The organism is Dyadobacter sp. CY312 (assembly GCF_021390535.1).
Lineage (GTDB): Bacteria > Bacteroidota > Bacteroidia > Cytophagales > Spirosomataceae > Dyadobacter.
In genome coordinates this window covers 119,687-137,500 of record NZ_JAJUXG010000009.1, presented here as the reverse complement: position 1 = coordinate 137,500, position 17,814 = coordinate 119,687, and the positions used below count along the sequence as shown (strand labels likewise).

The following is a 17,814-nucleotide window of genomic DNA, read 5'->3' as shown; positions in this document are numbered from 1 at the left end:
TATTATATACTTCATTACAAATCAGGATTGGATACCTGCCCGTGTAAAGTTATTTAAAAGAAATCTCAATCATTGCCTTCGATATATCTTCAAGACTGATTGTTTTGATCATCTCCGCTGGATCCACCGCTATTTTGGGTTTCTTCTTAGGCTCGGGCAGCTGAATCTTGATCTGATCCTCTTCTGCTTCCGTCAAAGTGCCTGAAACTACCTCGCCGTTCTTTAAAGTTACTTTAAGATTTCTCCCTATATTTTTCCGGTACTGGCGAAATAGGGTGAGAGGCTGGTCAAGACCGGGTGATGATACTTCTAGTGTGTATGCTTCGGTAAATACTTCAAGTTCTTCCAGTTGTTTGGCCAAACGCCGACTAATGGATGTACATTCCTGGATGGTTATTCCTTCGTCGCTATCGACGAGAATGGTTACTTTTTGACTTACCTTGGAAGGTTTTATTAAGATGTTTACAAGAAAAAGACGGCCTTCCTCCAGCATCGGATTCAGTAAAACTTCTAAATGCTCTTTTATTGACATGTATGGCTATGGTACAAATAAAAAAGGGGATTTAAGACCCCCTCAATCAACCGATCAACTTGAATTATGATGCAAAGGTATAACTATTTTATCATTTGTACAAGTTATGGTTTTATCATCTGAAAGGTTAGGCTATTTTTGTTGGTGATTTTAAATAGCTGCATGAAAAAATTAACAAGTACCTTTTCGTTCTTTTATAGATGTTTTGTCCTGTACACACTCGTATGTTTTGCGTTACTTTATTGGTTCCCGTTTGACGGCTGGTTCTGGGGCTTCGTTATGATGTCGTTTCCCATCGTAATTGCGGGGCACCTGGTTATGCTGTTGTTATCATTGTTTGCCAGAAAGAAAAAGAATGTACTGTTGCCAATGGTTATGCTTTTGCTGGGGTGCGTTTTCATGTCCAGGACCTACCAGTTGAGAGATGAAGAACAGGAGGCTTCTCCGGACGAAAAGAGCTTTAAAATTATGAATTATAACGTGCATGGCTTTCAACACAGTTCTGGCAGGAACACCGAGCAGTTGAACGTGGATAAAGAACGCATGAAAGAGTGGGTTACAGGTGTGGGTGCGGATGTACTCTGTTTGCCCGAATATATTAATTACAAGGGTTCGGGGGCTATGGATGTAACAGCTGCGATTGAAAGGGCGGGTTATAAGGATGTAGTATATCTGGGTAAGACCAAATTTAATCAACCGCATAGTTACTGGGGAATGGCGTTATTTTCGAAATATCCGATTGTGGCGTCCAGGGATACTGTGTTTGAAATGCAGAATGGGATGATACAGGCTGATATTAAGATTGGAAAAGATACTGTGCGTGTTCTTTCTGTGCATTTGTTTTCTATGACACTAAGATTGAATAGTCTGTTGAATCAGCGAACCTTCAAAGGATTGATGCGTGAAAGTAAGTTAACGGCCCGACGTATCAAACATGGTTTTTCCAATCATGCACTGGAAGTGACGGCTCTTGCATCCTGGGTTAAGGCATCTCCCTATCCGGTGATTGTGTGTGGTGATTTCAACGAGACGCCTTATAGTTACGTCTATGGCAAAAGCCGGTCGATTCTGAAAAATGCTTTTGAGCAAAAAGGGAGTGGCTTCGGATTTACATTTAATGAGGCACCTTATTTTATCCGCATAGATCACCAGTTTTATGATAAATCGAAACTTGAACTCTTGCAGTTTCGGACCGTGGATTCTGTACGGTTCTCCGATCACTATCCCCAGATTGGTACGTATAAAGTTGTGAGAGGGGATTGAGGTTGGTAAAAAGTAAAATGAAAGAAGCCTGGTGTTTGCCAGGCTTCTTTCATTTGTAATTAATTGAGAGGCTATCCAGCTCCTGGTTGGTAATTGTAGGAGGGAATGTTCCTTTCTTCAATTTCTGGATGACCAGCGAGGCTACGGTTTCAGCCTCGTTCTTTGTTTTAAAAGGTACCATTCCCGGAATCCCCGGTATACCTCGTTGTTCTATAAAAGCTGTGGTGTCCTGCACGATGCGGTATCCCCAGCCACCATTCTGTTCAAATGTCTGTGCTCTTAAATTGCGAAAGCCTTCGCTGTTTGTGCCGTTGTTTACTTCCGAGCGTGTCGAAAAGTAAAAATAAGCTACACCAGCGAAGGCTATCAGACAAATCAGAATTAGTTTGTACTTACTTCTGACGTTCACGCTATATTAGTTATCGTCAGCATTAACAGTAGCTGCCGGATCAAATGCCCAGAAGTCATCTACTCTAGTTGAACCAGCTAGACCCGTTCCGAAATATCCAACATTACCTAATGTGAAACCTGCGGCAGAACTTCTTGCACCACCTTCAAAGTTTGTCATGGCAGTCCAGGTATTGGTTCCTGCCTCATACTGCCAAACATCGGAAGAACCAGTGCCACCTATGATATATGCTTTGTCGTTCAGTACCAGGGTAAAACCAAATGCTCTTGCCGTAAGATTATCATTTGAAGCTTCAAGGCGAGTCCAGCTGTTTGCAGCAGGGTCAAATGAATAAAGATCTTTGGTTGAATTAGTAGAGTTGCTTTGTCCAAACCCAACGTAGGCTTTTCCTCCCAAAACAAATGCATTTGCTCCATGACGCTTTCCACCTGTGAAAGTTGCTACCACATCCCATTTGTTGGTCGCCGGATCGTAGCTGAAAAAATCTTGAAATAAGGTCGAATTATCAACTGATCCTAACCCCACATATCCTTTCGTCCCCAGCGCAAAAGATGAGGCATGGCGACGCGTAGTTGGAAAGTCAGCAATTTGCTTCCATTTGTTAGTAGCAGGATCATACTCATAGAAATCCTTCTTGTAGCCATAATCAGCGGCAAGGCTGTTGTTGTCAAACCCTGTCCCAACATACGCTTTATTGTTTACCACAAAACTGGTTGCATTACTTCTGCCTGTTCCTGGGAAATCAGCAGTTTGAGACCATGTTTTACCCGTAAATGACCACATATCTTTTTTGTATGCCAGGGTAGGTACTTCATTAGAATTACCAGTTCCGATATAACCTTTGTCTCCAATCACGAAACTTACGGCACCGTTTCTTGGTAAACCTTCAAAATCAGGAATGCCCTGTCTGTACCAATTTCCTAATTTGTCTGGCTCAGTATCATCTTTGTCACAGCTGATCTGGAATAAGGAGGTCGATACTACTAAAATGGCTAATGAGGTCTTCTTTAAAGTATTAAACATGAAAAATTATGGTTTGACTAATTGTTACAAATGAAATAATATTATTTTTCAAAAATGTTGTAGTCAGCTTTTGGCTAGCGGCTGTCCCGGCTTCATTTTTACGAAATTTTTTGCAAACATAACATCTTGAACGGGCTAACAGAAATTATATATTTACTTTTTCTAGAAAACTTGCCGAACCTACTGCTAATTTTAACGCCAATACACTGTCAATGTTGTTCAAATCTTCTTTCGGTTACATGGCACACGGACTCAATGAATTGATTGCAACCATTTTGTGATCCATTTTAAAATAGAATACCGGATTTTGCGTTTTCTTTTTTAACTCACGCCACTTTTGTGATAAAGCATGCGTATGGTATAAATAAATGAAACGGAACAGCGTCGGTTGTCAGGTAGAGTCAGGAAGTTATTACCATTCGAACCAGATTACAAGTCAATACGTCGGGTCATCCGGTTTTGTTGCACAACGTTGAACATTCACATTATTTTACTTTTAATAAATAAATCATGTTGTAATTAACGTTACATCTGATAATTTTGCACTTTTACTGTTCTTGCCTTAAATGAAATTTATTTCTTATTGTTTCAAAACGTTCTCTCCGGCTGTCTCTAAATTTCTGGTAGTAACAGGTTTGAGTCTTTCTTTTGCTTCCTGTCAGTGGGGAGATCAGGTGGATGCCTTCGTTCAACCTAACCCGGACGATTTTAGCGCCGTATATTCAGATACTAATTCTGTTGTTTTGTCTACGTTGAAGTTAGATTCGCTAATGACCGGTGCGTCAAGCAGACTTCTGGTAGGGCAATTCTCGGATCCATACCTGGGCAAAATGCACAGTACTGCTTTTATTCAATTCAGTACCACTACCCAAGATGGTGACAGGGCTTTAACCCTGCCGGAAAATGCGATATATGATTCCCTTGGTCTTGCGCTTCGTTATGATGGTTATTATTACGGAGATACAACCCAGGTAATGAATGTCGATGTGTATGAACTGACCTCGGACTTAACACTTAAGCCAGACCTGACACCAATACAGGCAATTTATAATTATCATGCAACGCCTTACAATCCGAAGTCAATCGGTAGTGCAAAGATTTATCCTCGTCCAAGACCTAAGCAAGGATCCGGAGCTATAGGCGATGGAGAAAAGCGGGTAGAGGTCAGAGTAAAAGTTTCGGACGTTTTAGGTAAGAAGATATTTGACGCAGTCAAAGCAAACAAGATTAACAATAATGCGCAATGGATTGAATTGTTAAAAGGATTTGCGATAAAAGCTTCCATGGGAAACCATTCTGTCGTGGGTTTTACCAGAAACAACACAGCATTAAGGCTATATTATCACACTCCTGGCGCAGTAGAAGGAATAACTGAGGACTCATTATCTACGAATTTGTGGGCAAATTATAATCAGACACTGGGTGACAGAACTGGTACTGTTTTGTCCAAACTTCCTGATACTTACAGATCATCATTGCCGTCTTCACAAACCGGAAATATGTCTTTTGTGCAGGCCGGAAGCGGAATCATGACAAGATTGGATTTTCCAGGTCTTAATGAGTACAAATACCTCAACTATACGTTTGCCAATAGTGCCAGGCTGATTATTGAACCGGTACGTGGCTCGTTTTCCAAATCCTTTTTTTTACCGACTGCACTCTATGCATACATAGCTGATAAAAATAATGATTACGTCACTAATAATGGTTCTCCGGTATCCGGACTGACAGGAGTTGGTGCGGCTACTCTGACCACAGACCTTGTCAGTGACCGACAATATTATGTTTTGGATGTAACAGAATTTATCAGGAGTGGTCTCCAGAACGAATCACTCGAGAAGTATGGTTTGTTATTAAGGACATCTTCACCAATACCACCTCAGGGTTTCAGCATGTTAGATGGAAATACCGAATTTTCAAAAAGTTTTGATCGGCTTGTTATTGGCGATCAGGCTAATCCTAATGGCCGGGTGAAACTGGAAATTAAGTATACCAGCATCAAAACGCAGTAGATCTAAAATCTTACAGTTTAAAATATGAGCGATCCGTAGACAATCTGTTTACGGATCGCTTTTTTGCTACATCACAAAACCATTTTTAGGAAGAATTTTATCAGGGATATTTTGGGCACCTATCGTTTCAAGTATGTTTATCTCTATAGTTCGGCAAAGTGAGGTCATCGGGATATCATTAGGCACGTTTTCAAATGGATTCTGCATGACAACCGCAATGCTTTCAACATAAAAGAATAGAAAGGAAATCACAAAGGTGATGGGAATGGCAATGCGTCCAATGCTGTCTATGAGCCCCATTGGCAGAATAATGGTAAAAATGAACACAGTAAGTCGAACGAAGAAGCTGTACTGAATAGGAAACACAGTATTTTTAATTCGCTCACATTTGCCCATTGAATCGCACTGTCGCTTGATGGTGTCATCCAGACTTTGAAACAGAATGTGGTCCATATGACCCTGTTGATAAACGTCGGTCATTCTCGTTTGCATGAGCTGCAATATTGCATTCGGAGCATTGCTATGATTTTTTACATAATCCAATTCTTCGGCATTTAAGTGAAGGTCGGCCTGCAATAATACAGGTTCTTTTCTCAGGGAATTTTTCAGGGCGTAACACCAGGCTATTTGTAAATGAGCCATGTTTTTCACAATCTCCTCCCTGTCGCTAGCCCCGTTACCTATAAAGGAAATGCATTGGCGCACCAGTGTACGGCTGTCATTCACAATGGCGCCCCATATTTGCCGTCCTTCCCACCAGCGATCATAGGCAGAGTTGGTCCGGAAACCCAGCAGGAGTGAAAGAGCTGTACCGAGAATGGAGATGATGGAAATGGGGAAAACAAGAAAATGCCAATTGTGATACTGGTATAAATAGAAGACTAGCGCAGCATAAGCCGTAACCGCCAAAACACCTGGCCAGATGCCCCGAAGCAACCGCCAGATGGAAAACACATCCTTTACGTACATTTGACGAAAATAAAATTAGGTTGTAATAAGTTAACATTCCTGAAAAATAATCGTACCAAAGTACTCTAAAGCAACGAAGCGCAGAACCCAATGTCCCGCGCTTCGTAAAAAATTTAACTGTTCCGGCTATGTTATGCCAACCGGGATTCTCTTTCATTCTTCCTCATTTTCCCTTTGTTAGCTATTTTTTCAATAGCGACAAAAAGAACTGGTACGACGAAGATTGCAAGGGAAGTTGCTGCAAGCATACCTCCAAATACCGTCCAACCGATTGTTTTACGGGATTCTGCCGCTGCTCCGCTGGCAAATGCCAGAGGAAGTACCCCCAGAATGAAGGCAAGGGAAGTCATGATAATCGGGCGAAGACGTAGTTTCACGGCATCCAGTGTCGCGTCAACAATCGGCATACCGCCATCTACCCGCTCTTTGGCAAACTCGACAATCAGAATGGCGTTTTTGGCCGCAAGTCCGATCAGTGTGATAAGCCCGATTTGCGCATATATGTTGTTTGACAAATTCGGAAGGAATGTCAGCGTAAGTATAGATCCAAATGCACCGATGGGCACTGCAAATAACACAGAGAACGGAATGGACCAGCTTTCGTAAAGCGCTGCAAGGAACAGGAACACGAAGATGATGGAGATGGCAAAAATGACAACGGTACTATCACCCGCTTTAATCTCTTCGCTACTCATACCCGAGAACTCATATCCGTATCCTGCGGGAAGCGTACTTGCTGCCACTTCTTTCAGTGCAGTAATGGCCTGTCCGCTACTGAATCCTGGTTTCGGAACACCGTTGATCTCAACCGAACGGTAGATATTATAGTGAGAGATCAAAGCCGGGTTTTCTACAACCTTGGTAGTTACCAATGCACTCAGCGGAATCATGTTACCTTCTCTGTTACGAACGTAGAACTTTTTGATCTGTTCAAGATTAGAACGGAAACTACTGTCTGCCTGAACCATAACACGGAAGTTACGACCGTACAAGTTGAAATCGTTGACATAACTACTACCCAGTAATGTGGACAATGAACTGAATACATCATTCACCTGAACGCCCAATTTCTTGGTTTTATCACGATCTACATCAATCTGATAACTTGGCGTACGGGCATTGAAGAAGGTATAGGCCATGCCAATTTCCGGACGTGCATTTACTGCGGCAAGGAATTTACGCGTTACACCTTCAAACTGCTGTATATTATCTGTACTGGTGGTCTGCTGCAACTGGAATGTAAATCCGGAAGTTGCTCCAAGACCAGGAATAGCAGGAGGAGCGATCGCCATTACACGTGCTTCTTTAAGATCCGCAGTTTCCTGCTGAATTCTCTTAATAACCGCCTGAACGTGCTGTTCAGCACCTTTACGTTCTGCCCATGGGTGCAGACTTACAAACAAGGTACCTACGTTTGATTTGTTAGAGAAACTGATTACGTTCAATCCTGCCAAACCACCCGCTACTTTAACCTCAGGAATAGCTGATACACGTTTCATTACTTCTTTGATCATCGCAATGTTACGTGTCGTCGAAGTTGCTTCCTGCATTTCGTATGTTACAAAAAGACGTCCTTCATCTTCCACCGGAATAAATCCGGAAGGTTTGTTCTGGAACAAGAATACCAGTCCGACGATGAGGCAAACCATCATCACAAGAACGTAAGGTGTTCCTTTAATCCATTTGGATACACCTCTCGTATAGGAATTAGAAAGTCTGTCAAACCAGTTATTGAAACGGTCAAAGAACTTTTCAAGCATATTCTTTTTCTCACCTGCTCCTTTACTTGGTTTCAGCATGATGGTACAAAGAGCCGGCGTTAAGGAAAGCGCGACAAATGCAGACAAAAGAACTGAAACGGCAATCGTGATGGCAAACTGTTGATACAGACGCCCTACAATACCCGGTACAAAACTCACCGGAACGAATACAGCGGCAAGAATAAGCGCGATCGCTATTACAGGACCAGAAATCTCTTTCATCGCCTTCACAGTAGCTTCTCTGGCCGACATCTTGTGATGATCAATATTATGCTGCACGGCCTCGACGACCACAATAGCATCATCCACCACAATACCAATGGCGAGTACGAATGCAAAAAGTGTTAGCGTATTAATCGTAAATCCGAAGGGTATAAAGAATATGAACGTACCGATCAGCGAAACAGGAATGGCCAGGATAGGAATTAAAGTGGCGCGCCAGTTCTGCAAAAAGAGGAACACTACGATCACAACCAGAATCATTGCTTCCGCAAATGTGTGCAGTACTTCTTCAATAGAAACCCTTACAACCGTTGCGGTTTCATTAGGAATTACGTAGTCGATATCTTTTGGAAATGTCTTTTTCATTTCCGTAAGTGCTTTCATTACACCGTCGTAAGTATCTAGGGCATTAGCACCCGGAGCCTGATAGATCAAAACGAATGCCGCAGGTTTTCCATTTACAAAGGCATTGGCGCCGTAGTCGAACTTACCTAGTTCTACACGTGCAATGTCTTTCAGATAAACTACACTTCCCTGAGCAGGAGAGGAGCGAACAATGATATTTTCAAACTGCTCTTTGGTGTTCAAACGGCTGTTTGTCAACACACTGTACTCGAAACTCTGCGAGTTTGGCTGAGGATTTCCTCCGATGGTACCTGCTGCTACCTGTAAGTTTTGCTCTGCAAGAGCTGCTGAGATGTCACTTGGCGTCATTTTCAAGCTGGCAAGTTTATCCGGATTAAGCCAGATACGCATACCAAAATCATCCGCACGTGAAACGATATCACCTACACCTTTAACCCGCTGTAAGGCATCCTTAACATAAATGTTGGCGAAGTTACCGATGAACTGGGCGTCATGTGTTCCATTTGGAGAATACAGTGCCAGTACGATCATGATACTTGGCTGTCTTTTACGAACAGTAAGTCCAAGACGTTTTACCGCGTCAGGAAGTGAAGGTTCAGCAACGCTTACACGGTTTTGCACGTCAAGTGCGGCAATATTTACATCGGTACCCACATCGAAAACAACATTGATACTACTTTGTCCGCTACTTGTACTGTTACTGGACATGTAGCTCATTCCAGGCGCACCGTTCACCTGCGTTTCAATGGCGGTGGTGGTGGTCTGTTCCACGGTCTGGGCATCTGCTCCCGTAAAGTTTCCCGAGATCGTTACCGTTGGTGGGGTAACATCCGGATACTGCGCTACGGGCAGAGTCGTTAGGGCAATCAGGCCGACGAGCACGATCACAATCGAAGAAACGATTGCCGTGATTGGCCTTTTTATAAAAATATCTGCAATCATTTGTTTAGTATTTTAGATAATCAGAAGGAGTGAGAAGCTTTATGCCAACATTCCCGTTATACTATTTGGTTGGTGCAGCTCCCGCGGCTGGTAACGGCTGTGTGTTAATTACAGCTCCTTCACGCAGATTTTGAACACCTTCCACAGCGATTTTCTCGCCTTCTTTCAGTCCTTCTTTTACAATAATGTTGGTTCCGATCGGCTGGCCAAGTACAAGTCTTCTCTGCGTAACCTTGCTGCTGTCGCCTGCAACATATACGAAAAATTCTCCAAGCTGCTCTGTAACCGCTTTGTAAGGGATAATTACTGATTTTGCAGATGCATTGTTAAGCACACGCACAGTTGCAGTCATACCAGCACGAAGCAGATTTTCATTATTTGGGAAAACCAGACGTGCTTTAATTGTACCAGTCTGAGGATCGACAGCGCGATCTAATAATTGAATTTTTCCTGGTTGGGGATAAACGTCATTACCAAATGCCAATGTAAAAGTGGAATCGCTTGCCTTGTTGTTTTTTAGAAGATTGGTGAAACGGAAAATTTCTGCCTGGTCAACGTTGAAGTCAACTGCAAGCTGTCCGTCTGATGAAACCGTGTTCAAAATCGTTTGTCCGGCCGTAACCGCTGCGCCTACTTTAACCAGTGAAATACCAATTGTTCCGTTAAAAGGAGCAAATACCTTTGTGTAACGCACGTTGGTAGAAACTGCTGAAATACTTGCTTTCGCAGCCTCTGCCTGTCTTTTTGCAACTTCAAGAGCGGCGTCAGCATTATCTACCAATTGTTTGGCAACGGCATCGTTCTTATCCAGTTCGTGGTAGCGATCCGCATCTTTCTGAGCTTTCACAACATTCGCCTGCTGCACATTCAGGTTGGCAACTGCCTGTTCGTAGTTGGCCGCATAAAGCTGGGCATCAATTGTATACAGTAATTGTCCTTTTTTTACGCGTGCACCATCCTGGAAGTGAACACCTGTAATGAAGCCGGTTACCTGAGGACGCAGTTCAACCTGATTAAGTGCCGTTATGCTTGCAGGATATTCGTCATGATACCTGGCATCCGTCGCTGCTACTTCGTGTAGGGTAACATTGACAGGAGGAGGTGCCTGCATCGCAGCTTTCTGATCATCTTTTTTGCCACATGAAGCCAGTACAAGTACTGAAAGCGCAGCGGTATAGTAATTCGTTTTATTTAAAAACATGGTATTAATGAGGTTTCAATAATTAATAGTTAAGTTGACCCAATGCTCTTTGTACATCAATCTTATTCGCAAGCACCTGATAAAGTGCATTATAATAATTGATGCGGGCCAGTCGGAGATCCGTTTCAGAAGTAATTACTTCCAGATAAGTTTTAATACCCGACTTGTACTGAAGCTGGATCACATCATAAACTTCTCTGGCCAGGTCAACATTTTCTTTTTGAGCCAATAAGTTGGAAAGACTTCCCTTGTAATAACCCAGTGCATTGGCATACTCGGAATTGACGTTCATCTGCAGATTTTTAATATCAAGATCTGCACGTTTTACCTGCCATTCAGCGGTATTGATATTCGCTTTACGTTTTCCTCCCTGATACAACGGCAACGATAAAGTAAGTGCTGCGAATGAGTTAGGGAAATTGTTAGAATACAAATCTGACAGATTGTTATTCAAATAATTGAGGTTATAAGCGCCATTTACAGAAACCGTTGGCAAGAAGCTCCATTTGTTGTATTGAAGATTCGCTTCCAGCAACCTCTTCTGCGTGCTTAGCAATTGGTATTCAATACGTGAAGTTACTTCCGGATTTTGAAGCGTATCAAGGTTGATGTCGCGTTCCATTTGCAGACTGTCGTAGCTAATTTTTAGCTCCTGATCTGCCGGGTAACCCATCAGCGCTTTCAGATACTCCTTTTTTCCTTTCAAAATTTCTTCGTTGCTCTTCTTAGCCGCTTTGGTATTATTAAGCGAAATCATCGCGCGTTTGTAGTCAATTTTATCCGCTATACCCGATTTGTATTGATTTTCCGCATCGCGTAAACTTCTTTCAAGACGAACAATATCCTCAGTGGAAACGTCGATCTGCTGTGCAGTAGCCAATACATCATAAAATGCCTTGGATACATTCACTGCAAGATCCGTTTTGTTGGCCGATGTTGTCTGGCTAGCCTGGATGCGTACATCATTTTTACTTCTTTTTGCCAGAAGTACATCTCTGTTAAAAAGTGCCTGGTTCAAAGTGAACTGTGCGGCAGATGTGTTGGCAACACCCAGCTTAACTGGATTGCCAGCTATGATGCTCGTTTGTACAATGAAAGCATGCTGAAGATTATAATTAAAGTTAATCTGCGGGTACCAGTCGGCCAGCTTGCTTTTGATCGTGTTCTCAGTAATTGTCTCATCAATTATAGATTGTTGAATCAACGGCTGATTTTTCAGAGCATATTGGATGATATCTTCCAAAGTGCCCTCGTTAATTGTATTCTGTCCGGATCCACTTTGCGTGGCCGTGGTGCCTGTCTGGGCAAAAACCAGTGCGGGTTTAACAAACAGAATTGAAACAAAAAGTGCTAAAAGTCGAATTCTCTTAGCTTCATATTTGAAATTCATGAATAAGGAGACTGTTAATTTGATAATGATTATTTATGGTGTTAAATCTTATGGAGGCTGGTTTATGATCCTTAACTACTAACTGCATCGTTTAATTCCGTAGTGAGCATGCCACGAAACAATTTTTTTAAGTGAATTCTAAGTTTTTCTTTCATGTGCGATTCTTGTTCTTCTTCGGATAATTGTTCCAGACCATACACGACACGGTAAAAGGATTTCGTACTAAGTGCCTGGTTTATTGTGCCAAACAGTGTGGTAGACAAAAGAAGAACGTCTACATCATTTCTGAAAACACCCAGTTTCTGGCCTTCATGAATAATATTTTCCATGGCTTTCAAATTGCCCAGCTTCAATTCCTGCAACAATTTGGAAATGACCGGTGTGCGGCCGTCAGTTGATAACTGCTCGCGGACGACAATGTTATGAAAGCACTGTTTTTCGGTAATCCGGTCTATGATGCCGTCAATCATCAGGTTTACCCTCTGAAAAGGCGACAGGTCGAGATCGGTGAGCAACACGTCTAGGCGTGTACGAAAATCGCGGGATCTTACTTCGAAGAGCGCTTCAATCAGTTTTTCCTTTGAACCAAAATAATAAGACACCATTGAAACATTGATGTCCGCCTCCTGTGATATATCTCTGATTGAAGTAGCTGAAAAACCTTTTGCCGCAAAGAGTCTTTCCGCAACGGCTATAATCTGTAATTGTTTGGGATTGTATTCCATATTGATAGTATATGCGGGCACGAATGTGTGAGCCGGCATAACGAGTCAACAAAGGTAGATTAAGAATATGGGCAAATCAAACGTTTGTTTGAAATTATCAAACGAATATTTGATTTGTAAAAATTAATATTCGTTTAAGTCAATATTTTGTAATATTCCGGGGTTACACGGGTAAAGTAGCAATTTTATCCTCGGGCCATATCTGCTCAATAATCCAGGCAAAAGCAATTACCAGCACACAGCCGATGAGGTTGAGCCACAAGAAAGCGGTCAGATCGAGAATGTAGCTTGCAATGACAAATACTTCTCCAATGAGGCTACCCCAGAAAACGGCCCGACCTCCGATCTTTTTGAAATAGAAAGCGACCAGGAAAATTCCAAGAATGACTCCGTAGAATAATGATCCTAAGATATTAACTGCTTCTATCATACTCCCTAGTCGGGAGGCATATTGTGCTACGGCGATACAGAAAATACCCCAGAAAAAGGTTGCCCATCGGGAAGCTGCCACATAGTTTCTTGAATCGTCATCTTTGCGGTACATGCGTTTGTAAATGTCCACTACGGTACAGGAAGCCAGTGAGTTATATGCCGAAGCGACAGATCCCATAGAAGCAAGCAGGATGACGGCGATGAGTAAACCAACCATGCCCACCGGAAGGTAATCAATCACGAAACGGAGGAAGATATAGTTCACATCATTAACATCACTGCCGCTGGCTTTGGACAGAAGTGTTGTTGCTTCCTTGCGAACTTCTTTCACTTTTAATTCCGTATCAGCCAAAGCAGTGCGGGATATTCCAATGGCATTCTCATCGTCAATTTTGACAGCGTCAGTGAGGGCCATAACCTGCTTGTGCTTTCCACCCTGAATAACAGCGTGTTTGTCTTCCAATAACTGGTACTCAGCAGCGTAGGGGGTATTTTTTATTTTGTCAACTGCCGTTTGGTTAAAAAATAACGGTGGTGTGCTAAACTGATAAAAAGCAAAAACCAGCACGCCCACAAGCAGAATGAGGAATTGCATCGGGATTTTCAATAAACCATTCATGGCTAGTCCAAGTTTGCTTTGTCCTTCGGAGCTCCCGGTGAGGAAACGACCCACCTGCGATTGATCTGTTCCGAAATAGGAAAGTTGGAGAAAAAAGCCACCTATCAGTCCTGACCATACGTTGTAACGATTGTTGAGGTCAAAGGTGAAATCGATCACATTCGTTTTTCCCATCTTGCCGGCGACATGGAGTGCATCCGAAAATGATACGGTTTCGGGCAGAAACTTCACTACCATAAAACCGGCTACCACCATTCCGATGGTGATAATCGCCATTTGTTGCATGTGGGTGTGAGAAACTGCTCTGGAACCCCCAGTGATGGTATAAATCATCACAATGCCGCCCGAAATAATGTTGGTCAGCGTAATGTCCCAGCCCAGAATAGTGGAAAGTATGAGTGAAGGTGCGTAGATGGACAAACCCGTAGACAAACCTCTCTGTAGGAGAAACAGGAATGACGTAAGTGCACGTGTGCGAAGATCAAAACGGCTTTCCAGAAATTCGTAGGCGGTAAATATTTTAAGTTTATGAAACTTTGGAACGAACGTGACACAAAGTACGACCATTGCCAGCGGCAGACCGAAATAGAACTGGACAAACCGCATTCCATCTGTATAAGCCTGCCCGGGTACTGACAAAAAGGTGATGGCACTGGCCTGGGTTGCCATAAGTGAAAGCGTCACATGATACCAGGGAAGCGACTGATCTGCCAGAAGAAAAGAGTCCATTGTATGCTTTTCGCGGCTACGATAAATGCCGTAAGAAACTACAAATATGAGGGTAAGGGCTAATACAATCCAGTCGAGATAATTCATTGAAAATGGGTCATAAACAGATAGAAGAAAACGATCAGAACAACCAGCGTGCCTATGAGTAAGGCATAGAGCTGTGGCCAGTTTTTAACAAATGGCGGGAGCCCGTCGCGGTTCTGCGGCGTATTTTCGTTTTCATTCATGCTGTTCGTCGGGTTCAGGATTTTTGCAGGAAATCCGTTGTAAAGGTTACATCACAAAATTAGAACGCTTTTTAGATTGTTTTAGCATAAATCCCAGAAAAAGGATGGCTAAATTTAACTTGGCGTTAACAGAGTAGTTTTTTTGGAATAATCATTTATAATGATGCCAATCTTGCTACAAACGTAAACCGTAACCAAATTCCTGACCTGTGAAGAAGTCTTTAATTTTATTTTGCCTCATGTTTTTTATGAATAAATCCGGCTCAGTCGCCCAGCAGTTACCACCCGTTTTCGGTCAGGATTATGAAGCGCAAACAGACTCACGGGTGCGCAAGTATCTGCCTGTGAAGCGGATTGTCTGGATGTCGGATCGAAGTGGGCAAAACATTATTGATCCGCAAAATTTATTAAAACCGGGTACAGGACAGGCTGATCTGGTCCATCAGAATATCACAAGGCTTGTCAGTACGGCAGATGTAAAACCGGGTTTGCTGGTAGATTTCGGAAAGGAGATACAAGGAGGCATACAAATCGTGACCGATCAGCCTGCTGATCATACACCTATCAAAATCAGGATTCGGTTTGGAGAATCGGTCAGTGAAGCGATGTCGGATATTGATACGATCAGCGGCGCCACAAATGATCACGCGATGCGGGATTTTATTATAGACGTTCCCTGGCTGGGTGTAACCAATATTGGGAATACGGGCTTTCGTTTTGCAAGAATTGATTTGGTTGATGCCAACCGTGACTTTCAGATTAAAGAGATCAGAGCAATTTTTGAGTATAGAGATATCCCATATCTGGGTTCATTTAAAAGCAACGATGAGCGTCTCAATAAAATCTGGGACACCGGCGCATATACCGTTCATTTGAACATGCAGGAATATCTGTGGGATGGTATCAAACGCGACAGGTTGGTGTGGGTAGGGGATATGCATCCGGAGGTAATGACGATCAACACTGTTTTTGGTAAAAATGAAGTGGTCGCCAAGAGTCTGGATCGTGCCAGAGACATTACGCCGCTGCCCGGCTGGATGAACGGAATAAGTGCTTATTCGATGTGGTGGGTTCTCATTCACCGTGATCTTTACCGAAACCAGGGTGACAAAGAATATTTGCGCCAGCAACAGAAATATCTGATAGCATTGCTGGATCAGCTGTTGTCGAAAGTTAAAGACAACAAGGAGAATCTGGACGGAGGGCGTTTTCTGGACTGGCCTTCGAGCGAAAATCCACAAGGTGTTCACGCCGGGTTACACGCAATGATGGTGATGACCCTGGATGCAGGTGCCGAACTTTGTACAATTCTAGACGAACCAGCGCAAGCAGTGAAGTGCAAAGCTATGGCGACCAATATGAAGCTTTATGTTCCCGACCCAAATCATTCCAAACAAGCTGCTGCTTTGATGGCTCTTGCGGGGCTCATTCCGGCAGATAAGGCTAATACAGAGGTGATCGCTGTGGGAGAGTGTGCTAAATTTTCGACTTTTTATGGTTACTATATGCTTCAAGCCAAAGCGCAGGCTGAGGATTATCAGGGAGCGATGGATTGTATTCGTAATTACTGGGGAGGAATGCTGGACATGGGAGCCACTACTTTCTGGGAGGATTTTGATCTGGAGTGGACCAAAAACGCAGCGCCTATTGATGAACTCGTGCCAGATGGGAAGGATGACATACATGGCGATTTTGGTGCATATTGTTACAAAAATCTTCGTCACAGTCTCTGCCATGGCTGGGCGTCGGGACCAACTGCATGGCTGACCGAGCACGTTTTGGGTGTGTCTGTGGTAGAACCGGGCGGCAAGGTGATACAGGTTAAACCCAATCTGGGCGATTTACAATGGGTAGAAGGTACTTACCCGACGCCACTGGGTGTTGTTAAAGTGCGTCACGAAAAGCAGGCTAATGGAAAAATCAAAACTGACGTAGATGCACCGAAGGGTGTTAAGGTGTTGAAATGAGAATACAGCACAACGTGGGAAACCAATAAATATGAACAAAAGATGGATTTTTACTCTGACGGGTTTGCTTACGCTAATTTTGTCGGACACGATAAAAGCGCAGGAGAAACTGCACGTTCTGAAACTGAAAACAGCGACGGATATGCACGCATTTTTCAGCTTTACAGGAAATGATGTGATGCTGATTGCCGGGCATCGGGGAGGAATGGTGAAAGGTTTTCCGGAAAACTCAATAGCAACCTTTGAAAATACACTCAGACATACGCCCGCATTTTTTGAAATTGATCCGCGGTTAACCAAAGACAGCGTGATTGTGCTGATGCATGACGCAACCCTTGACCGCACTACGACTGCAACCGGGAAATTGTCCGATTATACTTATGAGCAATTGAAAGATGTACGGTTGAAAGACGCGGAAGGGAATGTGACAGATTATAAAATTCCTAAACTATCGGAAGTAATCCAATGGGCGAGAGGCAAAACGATCCTGAACCTTGATCATAAGGATGTTCCTATAGCCATGACGGCGGAGCTCATTAAAAAGCATAAGGCAGAAGCATATGTTATGCTTACTGTTCATAGCCCCGAAGAAGCCAGGTTTTACCTGACCGGGAATAAGGAGAGTATGTTTTCCGCATTCATCAGAAACAAAACAGAATTTGATGCCTACAAAAATGCGGGCATTCCGTTCAGGCAATTGATCGCCTATATCGGACCACGTGTGAAATCAGAAAATAAGGAATTATATGCTTTGATAAATCGGGAGGGAGCGATGTGTATGATTTCTGCTGCATCGACTTATGATAAATTGACAAATGAAGCAGAGCGGCGTGCTGCTTATCAGTCCATTTTACAGGACGGAGCCTCCATTCTGGAATCAGATTATCCTATTGAAGCTGCTAATGCGATTAAAGGACTTTTGAAGAAGGGAAGTGTTAAGATGAAGTGGTTTGGGGTCAAATAGATCAGCAGGATTGTGAGCGAACATATTGAAGGCTGAAATTTACTATGGTTTGAGAAACTGGC

Annotated in this window: 14 protein-coding genes; 4 read left to right on the top strand and 10 right to left on the bottom strand. The window is 43.0% G+C overall.

The window, feature by feature from the left end:
• Window positions 1-49: 49 nt before the first annotated feature.
• Window positions 50-532, bottom strand: a complete 483-nt coding sequence (gene rimP, locus LZG71_RS13675; RefSeq protein WP_233821191.1) for a ribosome maturation factor RimP — start codon at window positions 530-532, stop codon at window positions 50-52.
• Between the two features lie 162 nt (window positions 533-694).
• Between rimP and LZG71_RS13670 the strand changes: the two genes are divergently transcribed.
• On the top strand, window positions 695-1,795 hold the full coding sequence (locus LZG71_RS13670) for an endonuclease/exonuclease/phosphatase family protein (protein WP_233821190.1): 1,101 nt from the start codon (window positions 695-697) through the stop codon (window positions 1,793-1,795).
• 49 nt (window positions 1,796-1,844) lie between these two features.
• Here the strand turns inward: LZG71_RS13670 and LZG71_RS13665 are convergent, their stop codons facing one another.
• Together LZG71_RS13665 and LZG71_RS13660 are read right to left on the bottom strand one after the other, a co-directional pair.
• Window positions 1,845-2,204 (bottom strand): DUF4907 domain-containing protein, encoded by a 360-nt coding sequence (locus LZG71_RS13665; protein ID WP_233821189.1) that lies wholly within the window; start codon window positions 2,202-2,204, stop codon window positions 1,845-1,847.
• 6 nt (window positions 2,205-2,210) lie between these two features.
• Entirely contained in the window at window positions 2,211-3,227 is a 1,017-nt protein-coding gene (locus LZG71_RS13660; RefSeq protein ID WP_233821188.1) for a kelch repeat-containing protein, read from the bottom strand.
• Window positions 3,228-3,793: 566 nt separating this feature from the next.
• On the opposite strand from LZG71_RS13660, the gene LZG71_RS13655 reads away from it, so the two are divergent.
• Window positions 3,794-5,239, top strand: coding sequence for a DUF4270 family protein (locus LZG71_RS13655; RefSeq protein WP_233821187.1), 1,446 nt, complete (start codon window positions 3,794-3,796; stop codon window positions 5,237-5,239).
• Between the two features lie 66 nt (window positions 5,240-5,305).
• Here LZG71_RS13655 and LZG71_RS13650 read toward each other — a convergent pair whose 3' ends face one another.
• The 7 genes from LZG71_RS13650 to LZG71_RS13620 form a co-directional block, all read right to left on the bottom strand.
• Window positions 5,306-6,208: a bestrophin family protein gene (locus LZG71_RS13650; RefSeq protein ID WP_233821186.1), complete on the bottom strand. Its 903-nt coding sequence runs from the start codon at window positions 6,206-6,208 to the stop codon at window positions 5,306-5,308.
• A 131-nt stretch (window positions 6,209-6,339) separates the two neighbouring features.
• Window positions 6,340-9,498: an efflux RND transporter permease subunit gene (locus LZG71_RS13645; protein ID WP_233821185.1), complete on the bottom strand. Its 3,159-nt coding sequence runs from the start codon at window positions 9,496-9,498 to the stop codon at window positions 6,340-6,342.
• A 61-nt stretch (window positions 9,499-9,559) separates the two neighbouring features.
• Complete coding sequence (locus LZG71_RS13640; RefSeq protein WP_233821184.1) at window positions 9,560-10,699, bottom strand: efflux RND transporter periplasmic adaptor subunit; 1,140 nt, start codon at window positions 10,697-10,699, stop codon at window positions 9,560-9,562.
• 22 nt (window positions 10,700-10,721) lie between these two features.
• On the bottom strand, window positions 10,722-12,089 hold the full coding sequence (locus tag LZG71_RS13635) for a TolC family protein (RefSeq protein WP_233821182.1): 1,368 nt from the start codon (window positions 12,087-12,089) through the stop codon (window positions 10,722-10,724).
• A 71-nt stretch (window positions 12,090-12,160) separates the two neighbouring features.
• Window positions 12,161-12,814, bottom strand: a complete 654-nt coding sequence (locus LZG71_RS13630) for a TetR/AcrR family transcriptional regulator (RefSeq protein WP_233821180.1) — start codon at window positions 12,812-12,814, stop codon at window positions 12,161-12,163.
• 163 nt (window positions 12,815-12,977) lie between these two features.
• Window positions 12,978-14,681 carry a sodium:solute symporter gene (locus tag LZG71_RS13625; RefSeq protein ID WP_233821179.1) on the bottom strand — a complete coding sequence of 568 codons (1,704 nt, stop codon included), beginning with the start codon at window positions 14,679-14,681 and terminating at the stop codon, window positions 12,978-12,980.
• The gene (locus LZG71_RS13620; protein ID WP_233821177.1) at window positions 14,678-14,821 is read right to left on the bottom strand and encodes a hypothetical protein; all 144 of its coding nucleotides are present in this window, start codon (window positions 14,819-14,821) and stop codon (window positions 14,678-14,680) included. The genes LZG71_RS13625 and LZG71_RS13620 overlap by 4 nt, the downstream gene beginning before the upstream one ends.
• A gap of 239 nt (window positions 14,822-15,060) precedes the next feature.
• On the opposite strand from LZG71_RS13620, the gene LZG71_RS13615 reads away from it, so the two are divergent.
• A complete protein-coding gene (locus tag LZG71_RS13615; RefSeq protein ID WP_233821176.1) occupies window positions 15,061-16,788 on the top strand; it encodes an alpha-L-rhamnosidase C-terminal domain-containing protein in 1,728 nt (575 codons plus the stop codon).
• A 31-nt stretch (window positions 16,789-16,819) separates the two neighbouring features.
• Window positions 16,820-17,752, top strand: coding sequence for a glycerophosphodiester phosphodiesterase family protein (locus tag LZG71_RS13610; protein ID WP_233821175.1), 933 nt, complete (start codon window positions 16,820-16,822; stop codon window positions 17,750-17,752).
• Window positions 17,753-17,814 lie beyond the last annotated feature (62 nt).

Coding starts and splice junctions, on each gene's coding strand:
- LZG71_RS13630 (WP_233821180.1), bottom strand. CDS start 12,814: ATGGAATACAATCCCAAACAATTACAGATTATAGCCGTTGCGGAAAGA.
- LZG71_RS13670 (WP_233821190.1), top strand. CDS start 695: ATGAAAAAATTAACAAGTACCTTTTCGTTCTTTTATAGATGTTTTGTC.
- LZG71_RS13660 (WP_233821188.1), bottom strand. CDS start 3,227: ATGTTTAATACTTTAAAGAAGACCTCATTAGCCATTTTAGTAGTATCG.
- LZG71_RS13610 (WP_233821175.1), top strand. CDS start 16,820: ATGAACAAAAGATGGATTTTTACTCTGACGGGTTTGCTTACGCTAATT.
- LZG71_RS13615 (WP_233821176.1), top strand. CDS start 15,061: ATGTTTTTTATGAATAAATCCGGCTCAGTCGCCCAGCAGTTACCACCC.
- LZG71_RS13650 (WP_233821186.1), bottom strand. CDS start 6,208: ATGTACGTAAAGGATGTGTTTTCCATCTGGCGGTTGCTTCGGGGCATC.
- LZG71_RS13645 (WP_233821185.1), bottom strand. CDS start 9,498: ATGATTGCAGATATTTTTATAAAAAGGCCAATCACGGCAATCGTTTCT.
- LZG71_RS13620 (WP_233821177.1), bottom strand. CDS start 14,821: ATGAATGAAAACGAAAATACGCCGCAGAACCGCGACGGGCTCCCGCCA.
- LZG71_RS13640 (WP_233821184.1), bottom strand. CDS start 10,699: ATGTTTTTAAATAAAACGAATTACTATACCGCTGCGCTTTCAGTACTT.
- LZG71_RS13635 (WP_233821182.1), bottom strand. CDS start 12,089: ATGAATTTCAAATATGAAGCTAAGAGAATTCGACTTTTAGCACTTTTT.
- LZG71_RS13655 (WP_233821187.1), top strand. CDS start 3,794: ATGAAATTTATTTCTTATTGTTTCAAAACGTTCTCTCCGGCTGTCTCT.
- rimP (WP_233821191.1), bottom strand. CDS start 532: ATGTCAATAAAAGAGCATTTAGAAGTTTTACTGAATCCGATGCTGGAG.
- LZG71_RS13625 (WP_233821179.1), bottom strand. CDS start 14,681: ATGAATTATCTCGACTGGATTGTATTAGCCCTTACCCTCATATTTGTA.